Here is an 18541-nt window from a genome sequence, read left to right as displayed (position 1 = left end):
ATTCCTTTATGTGATCAATTAATATAAATTAACTAACCAAATTCCAAATTTATGAAAATTAAATGGAAGAGGGCTTCCTGTTCTCACGGGAGAAAGGTCCTGATATTAGCGATGAAAACCAGTATTCTCTTGTATTGCGCAGTGGCATTTAGTTTTGGCACTGTAAGCCGTGGGTTTTCACAGAATGCACGGATAAGGATCGCTACAGATATAACCCTGTCTGTAGCTCAGGTCTTCGACTTGATTCAAAACCAGACCAATTACGAATTTGTGTATCGTCCGGATCTTATCCGGGACATTCCTCCGGTAGAGATCGGTAAGGGAGAGATCAAAGCCTCCGACCTTTTGCGTATGGCGCTCCCCTCTGGAAAGTATTCCTACGATTTTTTTGACAATACCATAGTCGTAAAACGGAAGGAAGCCATATCGGTAAGCCCTCCTGAAATCCAACCTATTCAGATCGAAGGGGTGGTTACCGGTGAAGACGGACTGCCCCTGCCGGGGATTACGGTATATGTTTCTAATAACGAGCCCGTGGCCAACAAGCCGGTAAACCGAGACTTTATAGTAAGAGGAACATCTACCGATATAGACGGGAAATATACCCTGATGGCCGAGCCTGGTTATTTTTTGGTCGCTTCGAGCATAGGATATGAGTTTACCTACCAAAAAATCACCTCTGGAAAAACTACCTATAATATTGTTTTAAAGGAACAGATCAGTGCTCTCGATGAGGTTATGGTAGTGGGTTACGGAACTACTAAAAAACGTGACCTCACAGGTTCTGTGGGTTCGATGGATGCCGATGATATTCAGCAGATCAAAACACAATCTGTCGATCAGACCTTAGTGGGTAAGATTGCCGGTGTTCACGTGCAGACCAGAGGCGGACAGCCCGGGCAAGGAGCCTTTGTGCAGATCAGGGGATTGAGCCAGATAAGGGGCGACAACCAACCGCTCTATGTGGTAGATGGCGTGCCTATTACCATTACTCCTAATACAGAATCGCTGGGGTTGATCAATTATGGTGAAAGGGAAAATCCTTTGTTGGCTATCAATCCCAACGATATAGAACGTATCGATATCTTGAAAGATGCTTCGGCAGCAGCTATCTACGGTTCAAGAGGGGCTAATGGGGTAGTGATTATAACGACCAAAAGAGGAAAACGCAACTCCGAACCGCGGTTTTCATTTAATATAAGTACCACTATTCAAAACCCGGTTAAAACTTACGACTTTCTGAATGCCTCGCAATATAGGGATCTTACGATCAGTCAGGCGCAGAATACCTTGAATGACTACGATGAGTCGCTTTGGGAATTGTACTTCCCCAATGAGTACGGCATAGTGACTGATCCGGATAGCTACTTCGGTTCGGCCAATACCGACTGGCAGGATATGATCCTCAACAAAAATGCACTTTGGACACAGTATAACTTTAGCATGAGCGGTGGGACGGAAAAGGTGAACTACTTCACCTCTATATCCATCTCCGATCAGGAAGGTACGCTGATAGACAACAAATTTACACGTTATTCCTATAGCGGAAATCTCGATGCAAACGTCACCGATCACTTTAAGATAGGGGCATCTATAAGTTACAACTATTCCAAAAACAGGATAGGAGGGTTTAATAACTTGTACCATGCCGCATTCCGACCCGATTTGGCAGCCTATAATGCAGACGGTAGCTATACCACCTATATGGGTAGTTATGGCGAGCAATACACCTATTTTGGAAACGGGAAACAGAGTCGTAATAAAGCCATTTCCAAAAATATGCTGGGATCAGTTTACGGCGAAATAAATATTTTGGATGGACTTAAGTTCCGTTCACAGATCAATGTAGCGGTAAACCAAGATAGAACTGATAATTTCAGCACTTCGAAATCAGAAACAGCGCTGTTTGAAGAAATGTATTATTCGCGCCCCGGTGCAAGGCTCGGGGTTCAGACCAATAACAGTTGGGCGACCAATTTTACCAATACGCTAAACTACAACAAGACAATTTTCGAAGACCACACCATCGATGCCGTTGTCGGGGTGTCTTGGGATCGCACCCGATATGATGCGGAATCGCAAAACTACCGCGGCTTCCCAGACGATGATATTCTCACCGATATCAATTCGGCTAGCTTCTTTGATAGCGCAGAAAGCGAAAGCCTAGAACAAGGGCTTAACTCGCTGTTTGGAAGGGTAAATTACAACTATAAAAATAGATATCTGGCCACATTTACAGCGCGTCGGGATGGTTCGACAAAATTTGGTCCAGACAATCGCTATGGCTTTTTCCCCTCGGGAGCGCTGGCCTGGAATATGCACAATGAGCGTTTTATGGAAAAATTCGACCAAATCGATCAATTAAAACTCAGAGCATCTATAGGGCGCGTAGGTTCAGATAACCTTCCTTCTTTTACTTATCTCGCCTATTATCAGGCGTTGGAGAACAACGACTCTTTTTACGACGGACAAAATGGTATCGCAGTGACCGGTGTGCCTAATACTGGAATACGATGGGAGTCGACCGACCAATTGGATTTAGGGTTGGAATTCGATTTGTTTAATCACCGCCTGAATGGGGAGATTGTGTATTACGAAAAAAATACTTCGGGAATTATACTGTTTACCCCCATCCCTTCAGAAACAGGAGCGACTTCGTGGAATACCAATATAGCCGATGTGTCTAACAGAGGCTGGGAAATTACCGTAGGTGGTGATATTTTCAGAAATCAAGACTTTAGATGGAATTCTTCAATAAACTTTTCTACCTTAAAAAACAATGTAGATCAGTTGTACGGAGCAGATGCTGGTACCCAAACCGGAATTATAGAAGGACAGCCCATAGGGGTTATTACCGGATACGACGTTATAAAAATAGCACAAAGTCAAGATGAAATAGACGAATTGAACTCGGCAGCAGGAGGACTGTATCAGGAGAGTTTGACCCAAGAGGGAGATTATATTTTCCGCGATATTGACGGTGACGGAAAAATCACTACAGACGACCGGGGCCCTATAGGAAACCCTAATCCCGATTTCTTTGGTGGTTGGATTAACCAATTGTCTTACAAAAACTGGGATTTTACTATGAACTGGAACTTTGTTCACGGTACGGAGCGTCAGTACGATCAGATCTCGTCATTGTATTACCTTCAAACCAATAGTAATACGACTACGCTGGCATTGGATACTTGGACACCTGATTATAGAAATGCACCTTATGCGAGGTACGGTTCTCCAAGTCATGGGTACACCCCAACCTCTCGCTCTGTAGTAGATGCTTCTTATATCAAATTGAGATCGGTGTCTGTGAGTTACAACTTGCCCAAAGAATGGCTGAGTAAGTTTGGGGTGAGTAATACCCGATTGACGTTGAGCGGTAATAATCTGATTACGATAACGGATTATCCGGGGTTGGATCCTGAAGATGTGGTGACAACCGGATTTGCAAACAGGTCGACCAATTTTAATGCAGATGGCGGTCTCTCTTATCCGAACTCGAGAAACTTTACCTTTTCTCTAAATATTGCATTTTGATGTAAATGATGTTTAAACGACAGTGGTCAAGTCGCCAATAATAAAAGACAAACCAACAAACTGAAAAATGAAAAAATCAATTTTATATATAGCGTGTTTAGGTGTGGGAATATGCCTGAATTCGTGCCAGCTTACAGAAGATTTAGACGACTACAAACCGCTCTATTCTCTCGAAGCCGAGACGGCAATCAATACTCAAGAAACGGCCGAACTGGCATTGGTAGGGGCTTATGCAGCTTTTCGCCAAAAAAGCTCAGGAGGCGCTTTTCCGGAGATGTTTCTGATTCCGGATATTTTTAGCGGTTACTCCACCTCAGGATCTTTTTATGCCAGTCGCCCGGAAGATTCGGGTTGGGTCAGCAACAATCCTTTGGCTACCGGGGCGTCTACAACACTAAAGGTGTACACCGGCTTATACGATTTGGTCAACAGGACAAACTGGTTGATAGAAGCCGTAGAAAAACTGGATGAAAGCATCTTTGAACCCGCGATAAGGCGTTCGGAAATTTTGGCTGAAGCAAAAACGCTAAGAGCGCTGGGACATTTTTATCTGTTGCGAAATTTTGGGGAATTTTACGACACTGCTTCCGAATACGGAGTTAACCTGAGACTGGAACCGGTAAAATCGGATCAGGCCTTTCCGCGAAATACCGTTATGCAAACCTATGAAGCCATTCTTTCTGATTTGGAAATAGGTATAGCCGAGTGTCCGGTGCTGCGGTCTAAAAAATATGTCAACCAAACCTTTGCTAAGGCTTTAAAATCGAGAGTATTGTTGTATATGGGTGAATATGGGGAGGCTGCCGATTTGGCACAAGAGGTGGTAGACAATGTAACTCCCGATTTTATGCTGGAACCTGCCTATACAGATATTTTTGACGAACATGATTCGCCGGCTATCTTCGAGAGCTCGGAAATACTCTACGGTACTCCGGGAGAATCGGACGCAGGGATTGGAATAGGAAATTTCTACAGTGGATTTTCAGCCACCATCACTCAAAATTATCTGGATGCCGTTGGTGAATCCATAAATGTTGGCGGGCAGCAGATCGATATAGACGGAACGCAAAGGGCAGAGGCTATAGTTTTTCCAAATGTTTCGTATGGTGGGTTTTACTCTACGAAATACACCACCTATTTTACAGAAGGAACTTACGAAATGATATACCATATGCGTATGGCCGAAGTGTATTTGATACTGGCAGAGGCCAGTGCAAGGGCAAACAATGCGGTAACGCCTGAGGCTTTGAATGCACTTAATGCTATACGTATGAGAGCTGGTGCAACCACCACCGGAGGAGATGGTTTTGAAACCTACCCCGCAACTATAGATTTGGAGCAGTTTTTAACAGCGGTACGTTATGAAAAATTGGCAGAATTGCACACTGAGGGGGGAGAGCCTTGGTACGATTTGGTGAGGTACGACTATATAGACGGTTTTAATGGTGGATTTAAAGTTTCTGATGTAAAACCGACTGCGACTGACTACCATAAATTTATTTTGCCCATCCCTACGGAATCCAGAGATGCCGGAGGTAATGTGGTTGCACAAAATCCGGGGTACTAATTGTAGATATAAAGTTTAAATAAATACTTAAATAACCTCTAAAAACAAAGACCATGAAATACACACACCTTATGAGTATCGGAGCCTCCGTACTCCTTTTCGGATGTAATTCCGGAAAAAAAGAACTTCCCGAAAACAGCTTCCGACTCACGGGAAGCATCAAAGGGGTTGAAACAGGAATAGTCAAGATAAGTGCTATAGATGCAGAATCGCGAAACGCTACTACGCTCGACTCTGTAGCCTTTCAAAACGGAACTTTTACCCTAAGTGGTCCGCTGGATGCTCCTCGAGAACTAAACCTGAGCATTGAAAAAGATGGGGTGAATTACAATGCCGGAATTATGAGCGATAAGAGTGAAATGCAACTGCAACTTGACACGGCAAATTACGACAGGAAAATGGGTAACTATGTTATGCTGACACCGGAGCTTACAGGTTCTGCCTTTAATGAGGAATATCAAGTCTATCAGGCTCAGATAAAACCGATTAGAGAAAAGCTCAATAAAATAATGGATTCGTACAATGAATTAAATAAGCTTTATTCAGCTGCCAGAAGGGAGAAGGACGAGGAAGGTGCAGCGAAATACCTGGAGCAAATAGAAGGGGTGAAAGAACAAATGGAGCCGTTCCAAGAGCAGATCAGTTCGGTAACCGATGAGTATATCGCCGGACATAGCGACAGTCATGTCTCGGCCTATTTGATGGTTTACAATATGAAGGTGGCGAGCTATAAGCTGGAACAATCTGAAGAGATCTATGGGGCTATGTCTCCTGAAATACAAAACAGCGATTACGGCAAATCGATTAAATCGCAGATCGACAAACTCAAAAAAGCATCTCCCGGAGCTGAGGCCGCCTTGTTTGAAGCCACAGATATTAATGGAGAAACATTAAAACTCGCAGATTACAGGGGGCAGTATGTACTACTCGATTTCTGGGCGAGCTGGTGTGTGCCTTGTCGTAAAGGGAATCCACACCTGTTGGATCTCTATGCAAAATATCGCGATAAAGGCTTTGAAATCATCGGTATTTCAGACGACGATAGCAATCCTGACGCTTGGAGAAAAGCTGTGGAAGACGACGGTATAGGCGTGTGGAAGCACGTGTTGAGAGGAATGAAAGTAGATCGTAGCAACGGAGGCTTTAAGGTGTTGGACGACGGTATAAGCAAAGGTTATGATATTCACTTTCTACCTACAAAAATTCTCGTCGATCCGGAAGGAGTTATCATTGGTAGGTATGGCAGTGAAGAGGGTGAACTGGATGCCAAACTGAAAGAAGTATTCGGAGAGTAGATTGTTAAAGTGCGTTAAAAATCTGTGAGATTAAACAGTCTTATCTGTTTTTGAGTAATTTTAACGCACAGTTATAAATCAGAACTAAAAATAAACTGAAGTAATGAAGAAATTATTTGTAGTAGCTGCGGCGACGGGATTGCTCTGGAGCTGCGGGCAAAAAGCCGAGAAGAAAGGGACAGAGCAGGAGACCCCGGAAAAGAATACGGTGGCTCGCGTATCGGCAGAAATCAAGGGCTTGGAAGATACCAATATCGTTCTCTCTTATAAACTGGATGATGAACACAAAGCCGATACCATAGCTACCAAAGGGGGTAAGTTTACATGGGAAGGTAATATGCCTGAACCACAAAAAGTATATGTGATGTTCCCAAATCAGTATGTGCAGTTTTTTGTGGAAAGCGGAGATATCAATATTACAGGAGTAGCCGATTCGCTGCAACAACTCAAGATTACCGGGTCGAAGGTACAAGATGAGGCTATTGCTTATTACAATTCTTTGGAAGACCTTACCAGTCAGGAGTACGAATTGTATTCGCAATACGGGAAGGGAACTGATGAAGAACAACAGGCACTGGAAGCGAAACTGACGGATTTGCGCGGGCAAAAAAGAGAAAGGCTTGAAGCTTACCTCAAGGCCAATCCTAAAAGTATTTTTAGTCTTAATCTGTTAGCCGATAGGGCTATGATAGGGCATTATGAGGATATAAAACCACTCTATGAACTGTTGGATGCCTCAGTCCTAAACTCAAATGCAGGAAAAGATATTACCGAACGTCTCGATGTGCTAAAACGAAGCGCTATTGGAACAAAGATTCTCGATTTTACTCAAAACGATGTAGACGGTAAGCCCGTGAGCTATGCCGACTATGCAGGGAAGTATGTGTTTATCGATTTCTGGGCGAGCTGGTGCGGACCCTGCCGAGCCGAAAACCCCAATGTATTGAAGGCCTACAATACCTATAAGGATAAAAACTTTACCATCCTCGGTGTATCACTCGACGATGATGAAGCCAAGTGGAAAAAAGCCATAGCGGAAGACGGATTGCCTTGGACTCAAGTATCTGACCTAAAAGGTTTTAAAAATGAGATTTCCAGTTATTACGGTATACAGGGTATACCCAGCACCTTACTGATAGACCCCGAAGGAAAAATCATAGCCAAGGACCTCCGCGGTCAGGAGCTCCACCAAAAACTGGAGGAAATATTGTAAGACTTATAATTGTTTTTTCACAATAGGGTTTTTTATTGAGCCACGGCATATGCTATTTAAGTATGTGCCGTGGCTTTTTGCTGAAATGAGGAGTTCCTTTTGATAATAAATTACATTAATCAAAACTATATTTCGAATTTCACAACTATTGTGTAAGCTTTGTGATGGAATAATTGGGCTTTAAACAATGCGTATAATTACCTGTAAAAGGATAAAGGAGTTTGTGGAAATACATGGAGATAGCGAAATCCCTTTAAACTTTTGGTATCACGCTGTAACAGCAAAGAATTGGAGTAATATCAACGAATTGAAGCTGGATTTTAATAGCGTTGATTATGTGGGGAATCACCGTTTTGTTTTTAATATTAAGGGGAATAATTACGGATTGGTCGCCATTATTTCATTCAACGCTCAAAAAGTTTACATACGGTTTATAGGTACTCACTCGGAATACGACAAGATTAAAGACATTAAAAACATTTAGCTATGATTCGTACAGAAAAAGAATACAAGATCATTCTTGAACGTGTAGAAGAGCTTTTACAAATCTCCGATAATATCAAAACCAAGAAGCAAAAGCCTATGTAGAGCTCAATCTATTGTCCGATCTTGTAGCTGATTATGAAGAACGTCATTACCCGATTAAAAAACCCACATTGGTCGACGTGATTAAATTGCGCATGGTGGAAATTTTTGCATAAACACAACAATTGGGCATAATCCAGAATGTGTAGAAACAAAAAATCCACAACCTATTCATACAGAATTAGTTGCGGATTTTTGTGGTGGTGCCTCCAGGAATCGAACCAGGGACACAAGGATTTTCAGTCCTTTGCTCTACCAACTGAGCTAAGGCACCAGTTGCTTTATTGCGGGTGCAAATATAGGAGCAAAATTAATTTTTCCAAAACAAAACTCAAAAAAAAGTCTTTTGTAACTTTACGCCTTTGTATTTTGATATGACTATAGCTGTAGATGCGGGAAATACTTTTGTGAAAGTCGCTGTCTTTCGGGCGGATACTGTGGTGATGTATGAGAGATTTGAAAATGAGCATTTTCTTGAAAAAATTTCAAATCTCTTAAATCTCTACCCCGAGATTACCGATATGATGGTCGCATCGGTGTCGGATCTGGATGAAGACTCTTTGCGCACACTCGATACAAAGGTGAAGATTCACGTTTTGGACAGTCATTTTACGCTCCCTTTTGAAAACCTGTATGCCACTCCAAAAACACTTGGAGCCGATAGATTGGCTCTTGTTGCCGCAGCCAGTAGGGCATACCCGGGTCAAAATGTACTTGTCATCGATTCGGGAACCTGTATTACCTACGATTTTCTCGATGCACAAAATCGGTATTTAGGCGGTGCCATTTCGCCGGGAATACGGATGCGATATCACGCCTTACACGCCTTTACGGCCCGACTGCCTCTGCTCGATATTGTAGAGATAGACGATTTTATTGGAGATTCTACTTCGAGCGCTATGACATCGGGAGTGCTCAATGGTCTTGTAAATGAAATAGATGGGGTGATTGGGCAATACAGGGAGAGATTTCAGAATTTAACAGTTATTTTAACGGGTGGTGACCTCGATTTTTTGTCAGAACAATTAAAAAGTAGCATATTTGCCAATCCGAATTTCCTCCTGGAAGGGTTGAATTATATTTTGGAACTCAATAAGAACCCATGATTAGAAAGATATTTATTGTTTTGTTTGTCTGTATTTCGGGCAGTATTTATGCACAGCGAGGGTCTACCTCTCCCTATTCTTTTTACGGTATAGGAGATCAAAGGTTTAAAGGTACTACCGAAAACCGTTCTATGGGTGGGCTTACTGTTTATTCAGACAGTATACATCTCAATCTGAACAACCCGGCCGCTTATGGTGATCTTCACCTCACTACGTATATAGGAGGGGGATCTTATACAGGACTAAACTTAAAAAATCGCACTCAAAAGGAGAGTTCTTCCAATGTTTATCTCGATTATCTCGCACTTGGATTTCCCGTTGTCAGAGGGAAGTTGGGAGTGGGTTTCGGACTTATGCCATACACGTCTGTAGGGTATAATTTGATGCGTTCTGACGAAACAGTGATCGATGAATTTACAGGAGAAGGGGGAGCTAATAGGGTATTCTTTTCTGCAGGCTACAAGATCGTCGGCAATTTGAGTATAGGAGCTACTGTAAATTACGACTTCGGACAGTTGAAAACCCAATTCCACAGGACGATGCAAAATGTAGAGCGCCCCACTTATGAAGACAATACCTCGAGATTGTCTGGCTTGAATGTTAAACTGGCCCTTAACTACAAACAGATACTGAAGAATAATCTAACCCTTCGAGGGGCACTGACGTACTCGCCAGAGAGTATACTCTCCAGTGAAAATACCAGAGTGCTATCTTCGATTTCCAGAAATTCTCAAGGGCAACTTATAGCGGGTGAGTCGCGTGAAATAGATCTTGAAGCCTTAGGTCTTAAAAAAATAGATCTGAAGATGCCTCAGAGTGTTTCGGTAGGTATTGGTGTAGGTAAGGATAGGAAATGGTTTGCAGGAGCAGAATACGAACTCAAAAGCACCAGTGTATTTAGCAATCCGTTTATAACGGTAGAAGGAGTGGGATATGAAGATGCTAGCCGTTTTTCTGTGGGAGGTTTTTTTATTCCTGAATACAATTCTTTTACAAGTTACTGGAAGAGAATTGTTTATAGGGTTGGTTTGCGCTATGAGGAAACCGGACTTATGGTAAAAGATACTCCCGTAAACGACTTTGGCATATCTTTTGGTTTTGGATTGCCGATGGGAGCTGCAGTGCCAACCACCAATTCTCTGCCTTATGCAGGGATGTTTTCGAATGTCAATATAGGTTTCGAATTGGGTAAACGCGGTACTGTAACAAACGACCGTATTCAGGAAGAATATGTAAAGGTAAGTGTGAGCTTGTCTTTGAACGATAAATGGTTTGTAAAAAGAAAGTATGATTAACCGTAAAAATTTAAGATTAAAACAGTAAAGATGAAAAAGGAAGGATTATTGTTTTTGGCGGGCTTGATAGGGATCTCAAGCGCCGCATTTTCACAGGCCCAAAACCCAGAGTGTATGACCAACCTTTCCGTGTTTGGAGAACACGCTAAGGTAAAGAACTACGAGGCAGCTTATGAACCCTGGAAAATGGTGTTCGACAATTGTCCGGATCTTCACCCTGCCACTTATGTGTATGGGGAGCGCATCCTTAAAGACAGGATAGAAAAGTCGGAAGGGACAGAACAACAAGAATTGATAAACACCTTGATGTCGGTATACGATAAGGAATTGGAATATTTTCCTACTCGTTATAGCAAGGCTGATGTGCTAGCTAAAAAGGCATTGTTGATGTACGACCAGAAGACTGCAACGCCTTCTGAGATTTTTGCAGTTTTAGACGACGCTTTTCAAAATGACAGAGCTAACTTTAGTAGTCCTAAGGCACTTTATCTCTATTTTTCGTTAATGGTAGATGAGTACAATGCTGGGAATAAAGACCTTCAGCAGGTCTTTGATACCTACGATGGGGTGAACGAACGAATAGACGAAGAGCTGGCTTCGCTTTCTAAAGTATTAGACCAATACGTGGCTAAGGAAGAGGCAGGTGAAGCTCTCGATACCAAAAGCAAACAGCTATTTAATAATGCCAAAATCAATACAGCGTCTTATGGTACGATAAGCAATAGTATAGATAGCAAACTCGGTGATTTGGCGGACTGTGAAAACCTAATTCCACTATTGGAGAAAAATTTTGAGGCTAAAAAGGGCGATGCCCAATGGTTGAGACGCTCAGCTGCTCGTATGGATGGCAAAGAGTGTTCAGACGATCCTATGTTTATAAAACTTGTAGAGGCACTGCACCAAGTAGAGCCATCGTCGAGGTCAGCTTACTACCTCGGAGTGCTGAACGACAAGAAAGGAAATACTGCAGAGGCCATGAAATACTACAACGAGTCGGTAAGCCTCGAAACAGATAGCTATGCAAAAGCTAACACCTTGTTTAAGATAGGGGTTAAGTACAAAAATAGCGGAAAGAAAACTACTGCTTACAAGTATTTTAAACAGGTACTCGATGTGCAGCCGTCAAACGGTAAGGCATATCTGCAGATTGCAAGTTTGTATGCCGGAAGTGCAAACGAATGTGGAGCTACTCCTTTTGAAAAGAGAGCGGTGTATTGGAAAGCTGCCGAAATGGCGCGTAAAGCCGGGCAGGTAGATCCTTCTGTAAAAGCCCATGCAGCTCAAACTGCAGCTAGCTATGAAGGAAGAGCCCCCAGCAAGCAAGATATATTCAGCAGCGGAAGGGCAGGTGAAACCATTCAGTTTAACTGTTGGATAGGAGGAAGCGTTAAGGTGCCGAATATTTAATAAGGATGCGTAACAGGCATAAGAATATTTTTAAAAGCATTGTCACAACGATTGTTGTGGCAATGTTTTTTTCATGTAGTTCCAACTTAGAAGATGTGCGTAAGCTGAATGTACGCCAGCGTTTTCCAGTCGGAATAGCTGAAAATTATAGCCTGATATATACCGATTCGGCCAAAATTAAGGTAAGGCTTACCAGTCCGATAAGCGAAGATTATTCCAATCAAGAGTTTCCCTTTCAAGAATTTCCCGAAGGCTTGAAAGTGGAATTTTTTGATGCCGATAAAAACAAAAGTACCGTAATTGCCGATTACGGTATTATTTATCAATCCACTAAAATGGCCGATCTACAAGGCAATGTGGTGGTGTATACCTACGACGGGAAAAAACTGGAAACACCTCAATTGTACTGGGATCAGTTGAATAGATGGGTGTTTACCAGTGAAAAATTCACTTATACCAATCCGGAAGACGGCACGCTGATGAACGGTACCGGAATCGAATTTAGTCAGGATTTTGAAGAAGGACAACGCTATATCAAAGCATACCATGTAGACGGCTATCGCGATATGGATATAGAAGAGGAAAACCAGACCGAAGCGCCTCAGAAAACAGACAGTCTACAGCAGTGATAACAACTACTTTGTGTATATTTGTGTCGCTGTGCATTTTTATAAGGCGATATCAAGAGGCAAATTTTGAGTGTGAATTATGAAATACCTTAGATTTACAGAGATTTTATACCCCGCAGTAGCGGTTATCGCAGTGGTCGAAGCTATAAGAAGCTGGGAGGTCAACAGAAACCGGGCATATATGTTGCTTTTTTTTGCTGTAGTTTCGGTCGGGATGTTCTTTTTGAGAAGGTATTATCGCAAAAAGTTTGATCGCCGCCGTCGGGACCAAAATTAATTACTCGCTTACACGAGAATACCAGACTGTATGGATTATTCCGTCGTTATTATCATAATGTGTTTGCTGCTTTCGGCTTTCTTTTCGGGAATGGAAATAGCTTATGTTTCTTCCAATAAGATTCATATAGAAATCGAAAAAAAACAGGCGAGTTGGTTTGCCGGCATCCTCACCCGTCTCACAGCAAAACCGTCTAAATTTATTGCTACCATGTTGGTAGGTAACAATATAGTGCTGGTGATATACGGGTTTTACATGGGAGAGCTCATCGTGGGCTATTTGTATCCCGATTATGCAAAGGTGGAAGAATTACCCTTGCGTATTATCTTTGTTCAAACCCTACTATCTACTCTTGTTATTCTGATTACAGGTGAATTCCTGCCCAAAGTGCTTTTTCAGGTTTTTGCAAATAGGATGCTCAAAGTATTTGCCTTGCCAGCTTACGGGTTTTATCTGATCTTTTCGTTTATCTCAGAATTGGTGATTCGAATTTCAGACTTAGTGCTTAGAGTGGTGTTTAAATCTGGAGGTGATGAAGTAAATCTGAGTATTAGTAAGGTAGAACTGGGAGATTATATTTCAGAGCAGATGGAAGCGGTAGAAGACGAAGACGAAGTGGATTCTGAGATACAGATATTTCAGAATGCCTTGGAATTCTCGGAAGTAAAAGCGAGAGAAGTAATGGTGCCCCGTACCGAAATTGTAGGGGCCGAGCTTCACGAAGTTCCGAAAAACCTCATTGGTATATTTACGGAAACAGGGTATTCAAAACTGTTGATATACAAAGGTACTGTAGATAATATCATTGGTTATGTTCACTCTTTTGAACTCTTTAAAAAACCGAGAAGTATCAAAGGAATTATGCTACCTGTAGAATATGTGCCCGAAACTATGCTTATTAATGATATTCTCGGTATACTCACCAAAAAGAGAAAGAGTATAGCTGTTGTCCTTGACGAATACGGAGGGACTTCAGGGATACTTACCGTAGAGGATATTGTAGAAGAGCTGTTTGGAGAGATTGAAGACGAACACGATTCTACCGATCTGCTCGAAGAACAACTCGGAGAAAGAGAGTACAAGTTCTCCGCCCGCTTCGATGTCGACTACCTCAATGAAGAATACAAACTCGATTTACCCGAAAGTGAGAATTATGAAACGCTAGGAGGACTTATCGTGAATCATATTGGGGAAATACCGGAAAAAGGAGATGAAGTAATCGTTCAGCAGTACAGATTTACCATACTTGAAGTGAGTAGTACTAAAATAGATCTGGTACATTTATACGTGTTGGACGACAATGAGTGACGGTAATTTGAAGTTGACTTAGCACATTAGTTTTATAAAAAGAGAATACGGTTTTAATTATTGTAAAAAAATGGTATTTTCGCAAACTCAATTTTATAACTTTAACGACAAATGGCAGTTCTTGAAAATATAAGAAAGCGTTCGCTGATCCTGATACTGGTTATCGGTCTCGCTCTATTTTCTTTTGTTATTTCAGATCTCTTTAGAAATGGAGGAGGGATGAATAATATGACATCTTCGATAGGAGAGGTCAATGGAGAAGCACTATCACGTGCCGAATTTGCAAATGATGTAGAGTTTTTTGCCCGTCAATACGGAGAAGGAGCTTCTACGATACAGGTGGTAAACCAGGTGTGGGATATGAAAGTACAAGGTGCTTTGCTCGATCAACAGTGTGAGGCTTTGGGAATCAATATTGAAAAGGATCAGATTATCAACGTAGTGAAGTCGAATCCGGCTTTTGCTCAGGATTCTACCTTTTTGAACGATGCCGGTCTTTTTGACGAGGATAAGTTTATTGAGTTTATAGCCGATCTCAGGTTGAATAACCCTCAGGCTTATGAGCAGTGGAAATTACAGGAAGATGCCCTTATCAAATCGGCTAGAGAACAAACTTATTTCAATCTCATAAGAGCAGGGGTTGGAGCTACATTGAAAGAGGGAGAACTGGCCTATAAACTTGAAAATGACAAGGTCGATATCAAGTATGTAAAGGTGCCCTATAATACGATACCAGATAGCTTGGTAAGCGTTACTAGCAGTGAAATACAGAAGTATATAAACGAGCATAAGGAGGAGTATAAAGACGAGGCATCTCGCGATGTGCGATATGTTTATTTTGAAGAAAAGCCCTCTGCAGAAGATGAAAAGGCGATAAAAGATGCCGTTACTGCCTTGTTGAGCCAAAGAGTTGAATACAACAGTGCAACAGATGCCAACGATACGCTTCCCGGTTTTGCAGAAGTAGAGAATGTGGCTGATTTTGTAAATGCAAATTCTGATATTCCTTTCGATACAACTTATGTAGCCAAGAGTGCTCTGCCAGCCTCTCTTGCGGATACGCTTTTCGGTCTCGGAATAAATGAAGTATACGGACCGTATAAGGACGGAGGTTACTACAAATTATCTAGAATGCTGGCGAAAAAAGCCGGAGGTAGTGTAAAGGCCAGTCATGTACTTATCGCCTATCAAGGAGCGATGAGAGCCAATCCGCAAGTGAGCAGAACTAGAGAAGAAGCAGAAGCTAAGGCAAAAGAAATATTGGCGGAAGCTCAAAAAAGCGGAGCTGATTTTGCACAACTCGCCAGAGAAAATTCAGATGGACCTACAGCTCCAAGGGGAGGAGATCTCGGGTTCTTTACTGAAGGGATGATGGTAAAACCATTCAACGATTTTGTCTTTGCCAATTCGGTTGGAAAAGTGGGAATGGTAGAAACCGATTTCGGGTTTCACGTGATCAAAGTTACAGATAAGCAAGATGTAGTGCAGATCGCTACTATTGCAAGAGAGATAGAGCCCTCTCAAAACACTGTAAACAACCTGTTTACCGAGGCTACAAAATTTGAAATGGAAGCTGTAGAAGGCGACTTCTCAGAGGTGGCAAAAGGAATGGAGCTGCAAGTGCGTCCTGTGAATAATCTCAAGAGTATGGACGAACAACTTCCCGGAGTGGGCAGACAGCGGTCGTTGGTACAATGGGCTTTTAACAGTGAAACCGGAGTAGGGGATGTCAAGCGTTTTGATGTGTCTACAGGATATATTATAGCACAACTCACCAATAAGCGCAAAGCTGGCCTAGCCGAAGCTAAGGATGTTTCAGCCATAGTAGCTCCTATAATTCGAAGACAAAAGAAAGCACAAAAGATAGCTGAGGAAAGCAATACGTCATCGCTCGAGGATTTTGCAAACTCAAACAAGGTGTCAGTAGCTACTGCTACCGGACTGAATATGAAAACGCCTACGATATCAGGCGCAGGCCGTGAACCCAAAGTGGTGGGTACAGCCTTTGCTCTTGGAGAAGGAGAAACTTCAGGAGTGATAGAGGGAAGAGACGGAGCTTATATGGTAACCGTAACCAAAAAAAACGAAGCTCCCGCCCAGGAGAATTACGCTACTTATGCTAATACCCTGAAAACGACGAATAGAAATACAGTGAGCAGTAGAGTGCTTTCGGCCCTCCAAGAGACTGCTGAAATTGAAGATAACAGAGCGCTCTTTTATTAAGAGAACTGGCCTAATAAAAGGCTCGATTAGTATAAAGCCGGTAATTGAAATTTCAATTACCGGCTTTTCTTTTATAATCACCTATAATATGCCGTGTGAAATGTCTGGCTAACTGTATTTTTAGTTTTAAAACTGGTTTTATAGTTGTATAACTAAAAAAATAGTTTATATTTGTTGCTCTAATAGAGTAAATACACTTGTCACTATGAAAGTACTTCAAAAACTGACGCATAAAGAGGAGGAAGTAATGAAAATGCTTTGGAAGCTTGAAAGGGCTTTTGTAAAGGATATCTTAGCTGAGTACGAAGTAGATAAGCCGCATTACAACACCTTGTCTACTATGATTAGGAATCTGGAGGATAAAGGCTATGTAGCTCATGAGGCCTACGGCAATACCCATCGCTATTATCCGCTAGTGAAAAAAGAGGAGTACCGAAAAAAGTATATGAATAAGGTGATCTCCGATTACTTTAACAACTCATACAAGGGATTAGTGTCCTTTTTTGCTGAGGAAGAAAAGATTAGTGTAGAAGATTTAAGAGATATTGTGGCAGAAATAGAAAAGAAGAAGTGATGGAAGATATTTTGTGGTATACTGCCAAAAGCGGATCGTTGATCGCCTTGTTCTATCTGAGCTATTGCCTGCTTATACAAAGGCAGACCTTTTTCCGCCTAAACCGTTTTTTTCTGCTCTTCGGCTTGGGGGTTGCTGCAGTGTTACCCCTGATATTTGTTACAAAAATAGTATATGCAGATCACAGTTGGGTAACCGAAGACAGTATTACATCGCGCGGCGATGTCGGAGATTCTTATTCAGGTTTGGATATGGCAACGATTTTATTTGCGGTATATGCAGTAGGTGTACTGCTCTTTACAGGGCGATTACTGTTGCAATTACTCTCGGTTTGTACATTGCTTAAAAAATGCCGTAAAATACGTAGAGATGATGTCATTCTTGCCGAGATGAAAGAAGCTACATCTCCCTTCTCTTTTTTTGGGTTTGTAGTGTACAATCCGGAAATAAAAAACAGAGGAAAAGAATGGGATTCTATTCTGTTGCACGAACTGGCTCATATTCGCCAAAGACATTCATTCGACGCCATTGCGGCCAATCTGCTTGTGGTGTTTCAGTGGTGGAACCCATTGGCGTGGGGATATCGCAGGGTGATAATGCAGAATCTCGAGTTTCTAGCCGACGATTATGCGGCGGGATATCACAGTTCGGAAAAAGACTATCAGCGCTTGTTGCTCCGCAATGTAGGAGTGAGCTGTGACAATAACGTATTGACTAATACATTTTATAATTCATCAATCAAAAAGCGAATAGTTATGTTAAACAAAAACAGATCAGAGAGAAAACAGTTGTGGAGGTACACTGCGGTGATCCCGTTTTTAGCCTTCTTTTTACTAGGGGTAAACACCAAAACCGTAGCACAAGAAACAAACAGTGATAAGGGCGAAAATGAGCAGGTTCTTGTGGTGGTCGGAGAGAAGAGTATAGTGGTGACCAAAAACACTGCCGATCAGGAGTTGAAACAGAAGGTAGAAGAGATTATTTCTAAGGATAAGATCGATTTGTCCTTCGACGGAATCAAACGAAACTCAAAAGGTGAAATTATCGCAATTGCTTCTAAGTTTAAAGCCGGAGATAGCTCAGGAGCCTATAAGCTCAAATCGGATAAACCTATTAAGTCGTTTCGGTTTTATGTGAAGTACAATGGGGATGGCAGTGTAGACGAAGCGGGGTATTCAGCTCTTTCAACGAAGGGTTTTATGGCCGACTACCAGAAGTCTACAGAAGTCGATATAAGAACCAAGGACGGAAAGAAACCGCTATTGGTTGTCGACGATATGGTAGTAGATCAGGAAATGTTGCCTGCCCCAGAACAGATAAAGTCTGTCAATATTTTGAAAGAAGAGAAAGCCACCGCCAAATACGGCGACCAAGGTAAAAACGGGGTTATTCAAGTTATTACTAAAAAGTAAATCTAATTGTATGTAAAACAAAAGTTTAGGAAAACCGCCATCCAGCGGTTTTTTTGTATCTTGTGTTGTAATTGAGGTGAATGTTCGGTGTTGTGCAGTGATTTATAGAGACT

General features: G+C 42.0%; 13 protein-coding genes and 1 tRNA gene. 13 read left to right on the top strand and 1 reads right to left on the bottom strand.

The annotated features are described in order from the left end of the window. Nucleotides 1-51: 51 nt before the first annotated feature. The 5 genes from ACYZZR_RS02730 to ACYZZR_RS02710 all read left to right on the top strand — a co-directional run bounded on the left by ACYZZR_RS02730 (nt 52) and on the right by ACYZZR_RS02710 (nt 8096). Entirely contained in the window at nt 52-3537 is a 3486-nt protein-coding gene (locus ACYZZR_RS02730; protein WP_461532456.1) for a SusC/RagA family TonB-linked outer membrane protein, read from the top strand. Nucleotides 3538-3604: 67 nt separating this feature from the next. Further along, nucleotides 3605-5104 carry a RagB/SusD family nutrient uptake outer membrane protein gene (locus ACYZZR_RS02725; RefSeq protein WP_461532455.1) on the top strand — a complete coding sequence of 500 codons (1500 nt, stop codon included), beginning with the start codon at nt 3605-3607 and terminating at the stop codon, nt 5102-5104. A 53-nt stretch (nt 5105-5157) separates the two neighbouring features. After that, a complete protein-coding gene (locus tag ACYZZR_RS02720) occupies nt 5158-6399 on the top strand; it encodes a redoxin domain-containing protein (RefSeq protein ID WP_461532454.1) in 1242 nt (413 codons plus the stop codon). Nucleotides 6400-6502: 103 nt separating this feature from the next. Continuing rightward, entirely contained in the window at nt 6503-7612 is a 1110-nt protein-coding gene (locus tag ACYZZR_RS02715) for a redoxin domain-containing protein (RefSeq protein ID WP_461532453.1), read from the top strand. A gap of 187 nt (nt 7613-7799) precedes the next feature. Further along, a complete protein-coding gene (locus ACYZZR_RS02710) occupies nt 7800-8096 on the top strand; it encodes a type II toxin-antitoxin system HigB family toxin (protein ID WP_461532452.1) in 297 nt (98 codons plus the stop codon). Between the two features lie 299 nt (nt 8097-8395). Here the strand turns inward: ACYZZR_RS02710 and ACYZZR_RS02705 are convergent. Beyond that, nucleotides 8396-8471: transfer RNA gene (locus ACYZZR_RS02705), tRNA-Phe, on the bottom strand. Between the two features lie 100 nt (nt 8472-8571). On the opposite strand from ACYZZR_RS02705, the gene ACYZZR_RS02700 reads away from it, so the two are divergent. The 8 genes from ACYZZR_RS02700 to ACYZZR_RS02665 all read left to right on the top strand — a co-directional run bounded on the left by ACYZZR_RS02700 (nt 8572) and on the right by ACYZZR_RS02665 (nt 18428). After that, nucleotides 8572-9303, top strand: a complete 732-nt coding sequence (locus tag ACYZZR_RS02700) for a type III pantothenate kinase (protein WP_461532451.1) — start codon at nt 8572-8574, stop codon at nt 9301-9303. After that, complete coding sequence (locus ACYZZR_RS02695; protein WP_461532450.1) at nt 9300-10598, top strand: hypothetical protein; 1299 nt, start codon at nt 9300-9302, stop codon at nt 10596-10598. Before ACYZZR_RS02700 ends, ACYZZR_RS02695 begins: the two co-directional genes overlap by 4 nt. Nucleotides 10599-10628: 30 nt before the next feature. Continuing rightward, nucleotides 10629-12005, top strand: coding sequence for a hypothetical protein (locus ACYZZR_RS02690; protein ID WP_461532449.1), 1377 nt, complete (start codon nt 10629-10631; stop codon nt 12003-12005). 5 nt (nt 12006-12010) lie between these two features. Next, the gene (lptC, locus tag ACYZZR_RS02685; RefSeq protein WP_461532448.1) at nt 12011-12634 is read left to right on the top strand and encodes an LPS export ABC transporter periplasmic protein LptC; all 624 of its coding nucleotides are present in this window, start codon (nt 12011-12013) and stop codon (nt 12632-12634) included. Nucleotides 12635-12941: 307 nt separating this feature from the next. Continuing rightward, nucleotides 12942-14219: a hemolysin family protein gene (locus tag ACYZZR_RS02680; RefSeq protein ID WP_461532447.1), complete on the top strand. Its 1278-nt coding sequence runs from the start codon at nt 12942-12944 to the stop codon at nt 14217-14219. 111 nt (nt 14220-14330) lie between these two features. After that, the gene (locus ACYZZR_RS02675; RefSeq protein ID WP_461532446.1) at nt 14331-16442 is read left to right on the top strand and encodes a peptidylprolyl isomerase; all 2112 of its coding nucleotides are present in this window, start codon (nt 14331-14333) and stop codon (nt 16440-16442) included. A gap of 205 nt (nt 16443-16647) precedes the next feature. Beyond that, a complete protein-coding gene (locus ACYZZR_RS02670) occupies nt 16648-17016 on the top strand; it encodes a BlaI/MecI/CopY family transcriptional regulator (RefSeq protein ID WP_461532445.1) in 369 nt (122 codons plus the stop codon). Then, nucleotides 17016-18428, top strand: a complete 1413-nt coding sequence (locus ACYZZR_RS02665; RefSeq protein ID WP_461532444.1) for a M56 family metallopeptidase — start codon at nt 17016-17018, stop codon at nt 18426-18428. Before ACYZZR_RS02670 ends, ACYZZR_RS02665 begins: the two co-directional genes overlap by 1 nt. Nucleotides 18429-18541: the final 113 nt, after the last annotated feature.

This window comes from Sinomicrobium sp. (genome assembly GCA_029266035.1).
Classification (GTDB): domain Bacteria; phylum Bacteroidota; class Bacteroidia; order Flavobacteriales; family Flavobacteriaceae; genus Sinomicrobium.
The sequence above is the reverse complement of the archived record's forward strand: the minus strand, read 5'-3'. Positions and strand labels throughout refer to the sequence as shown.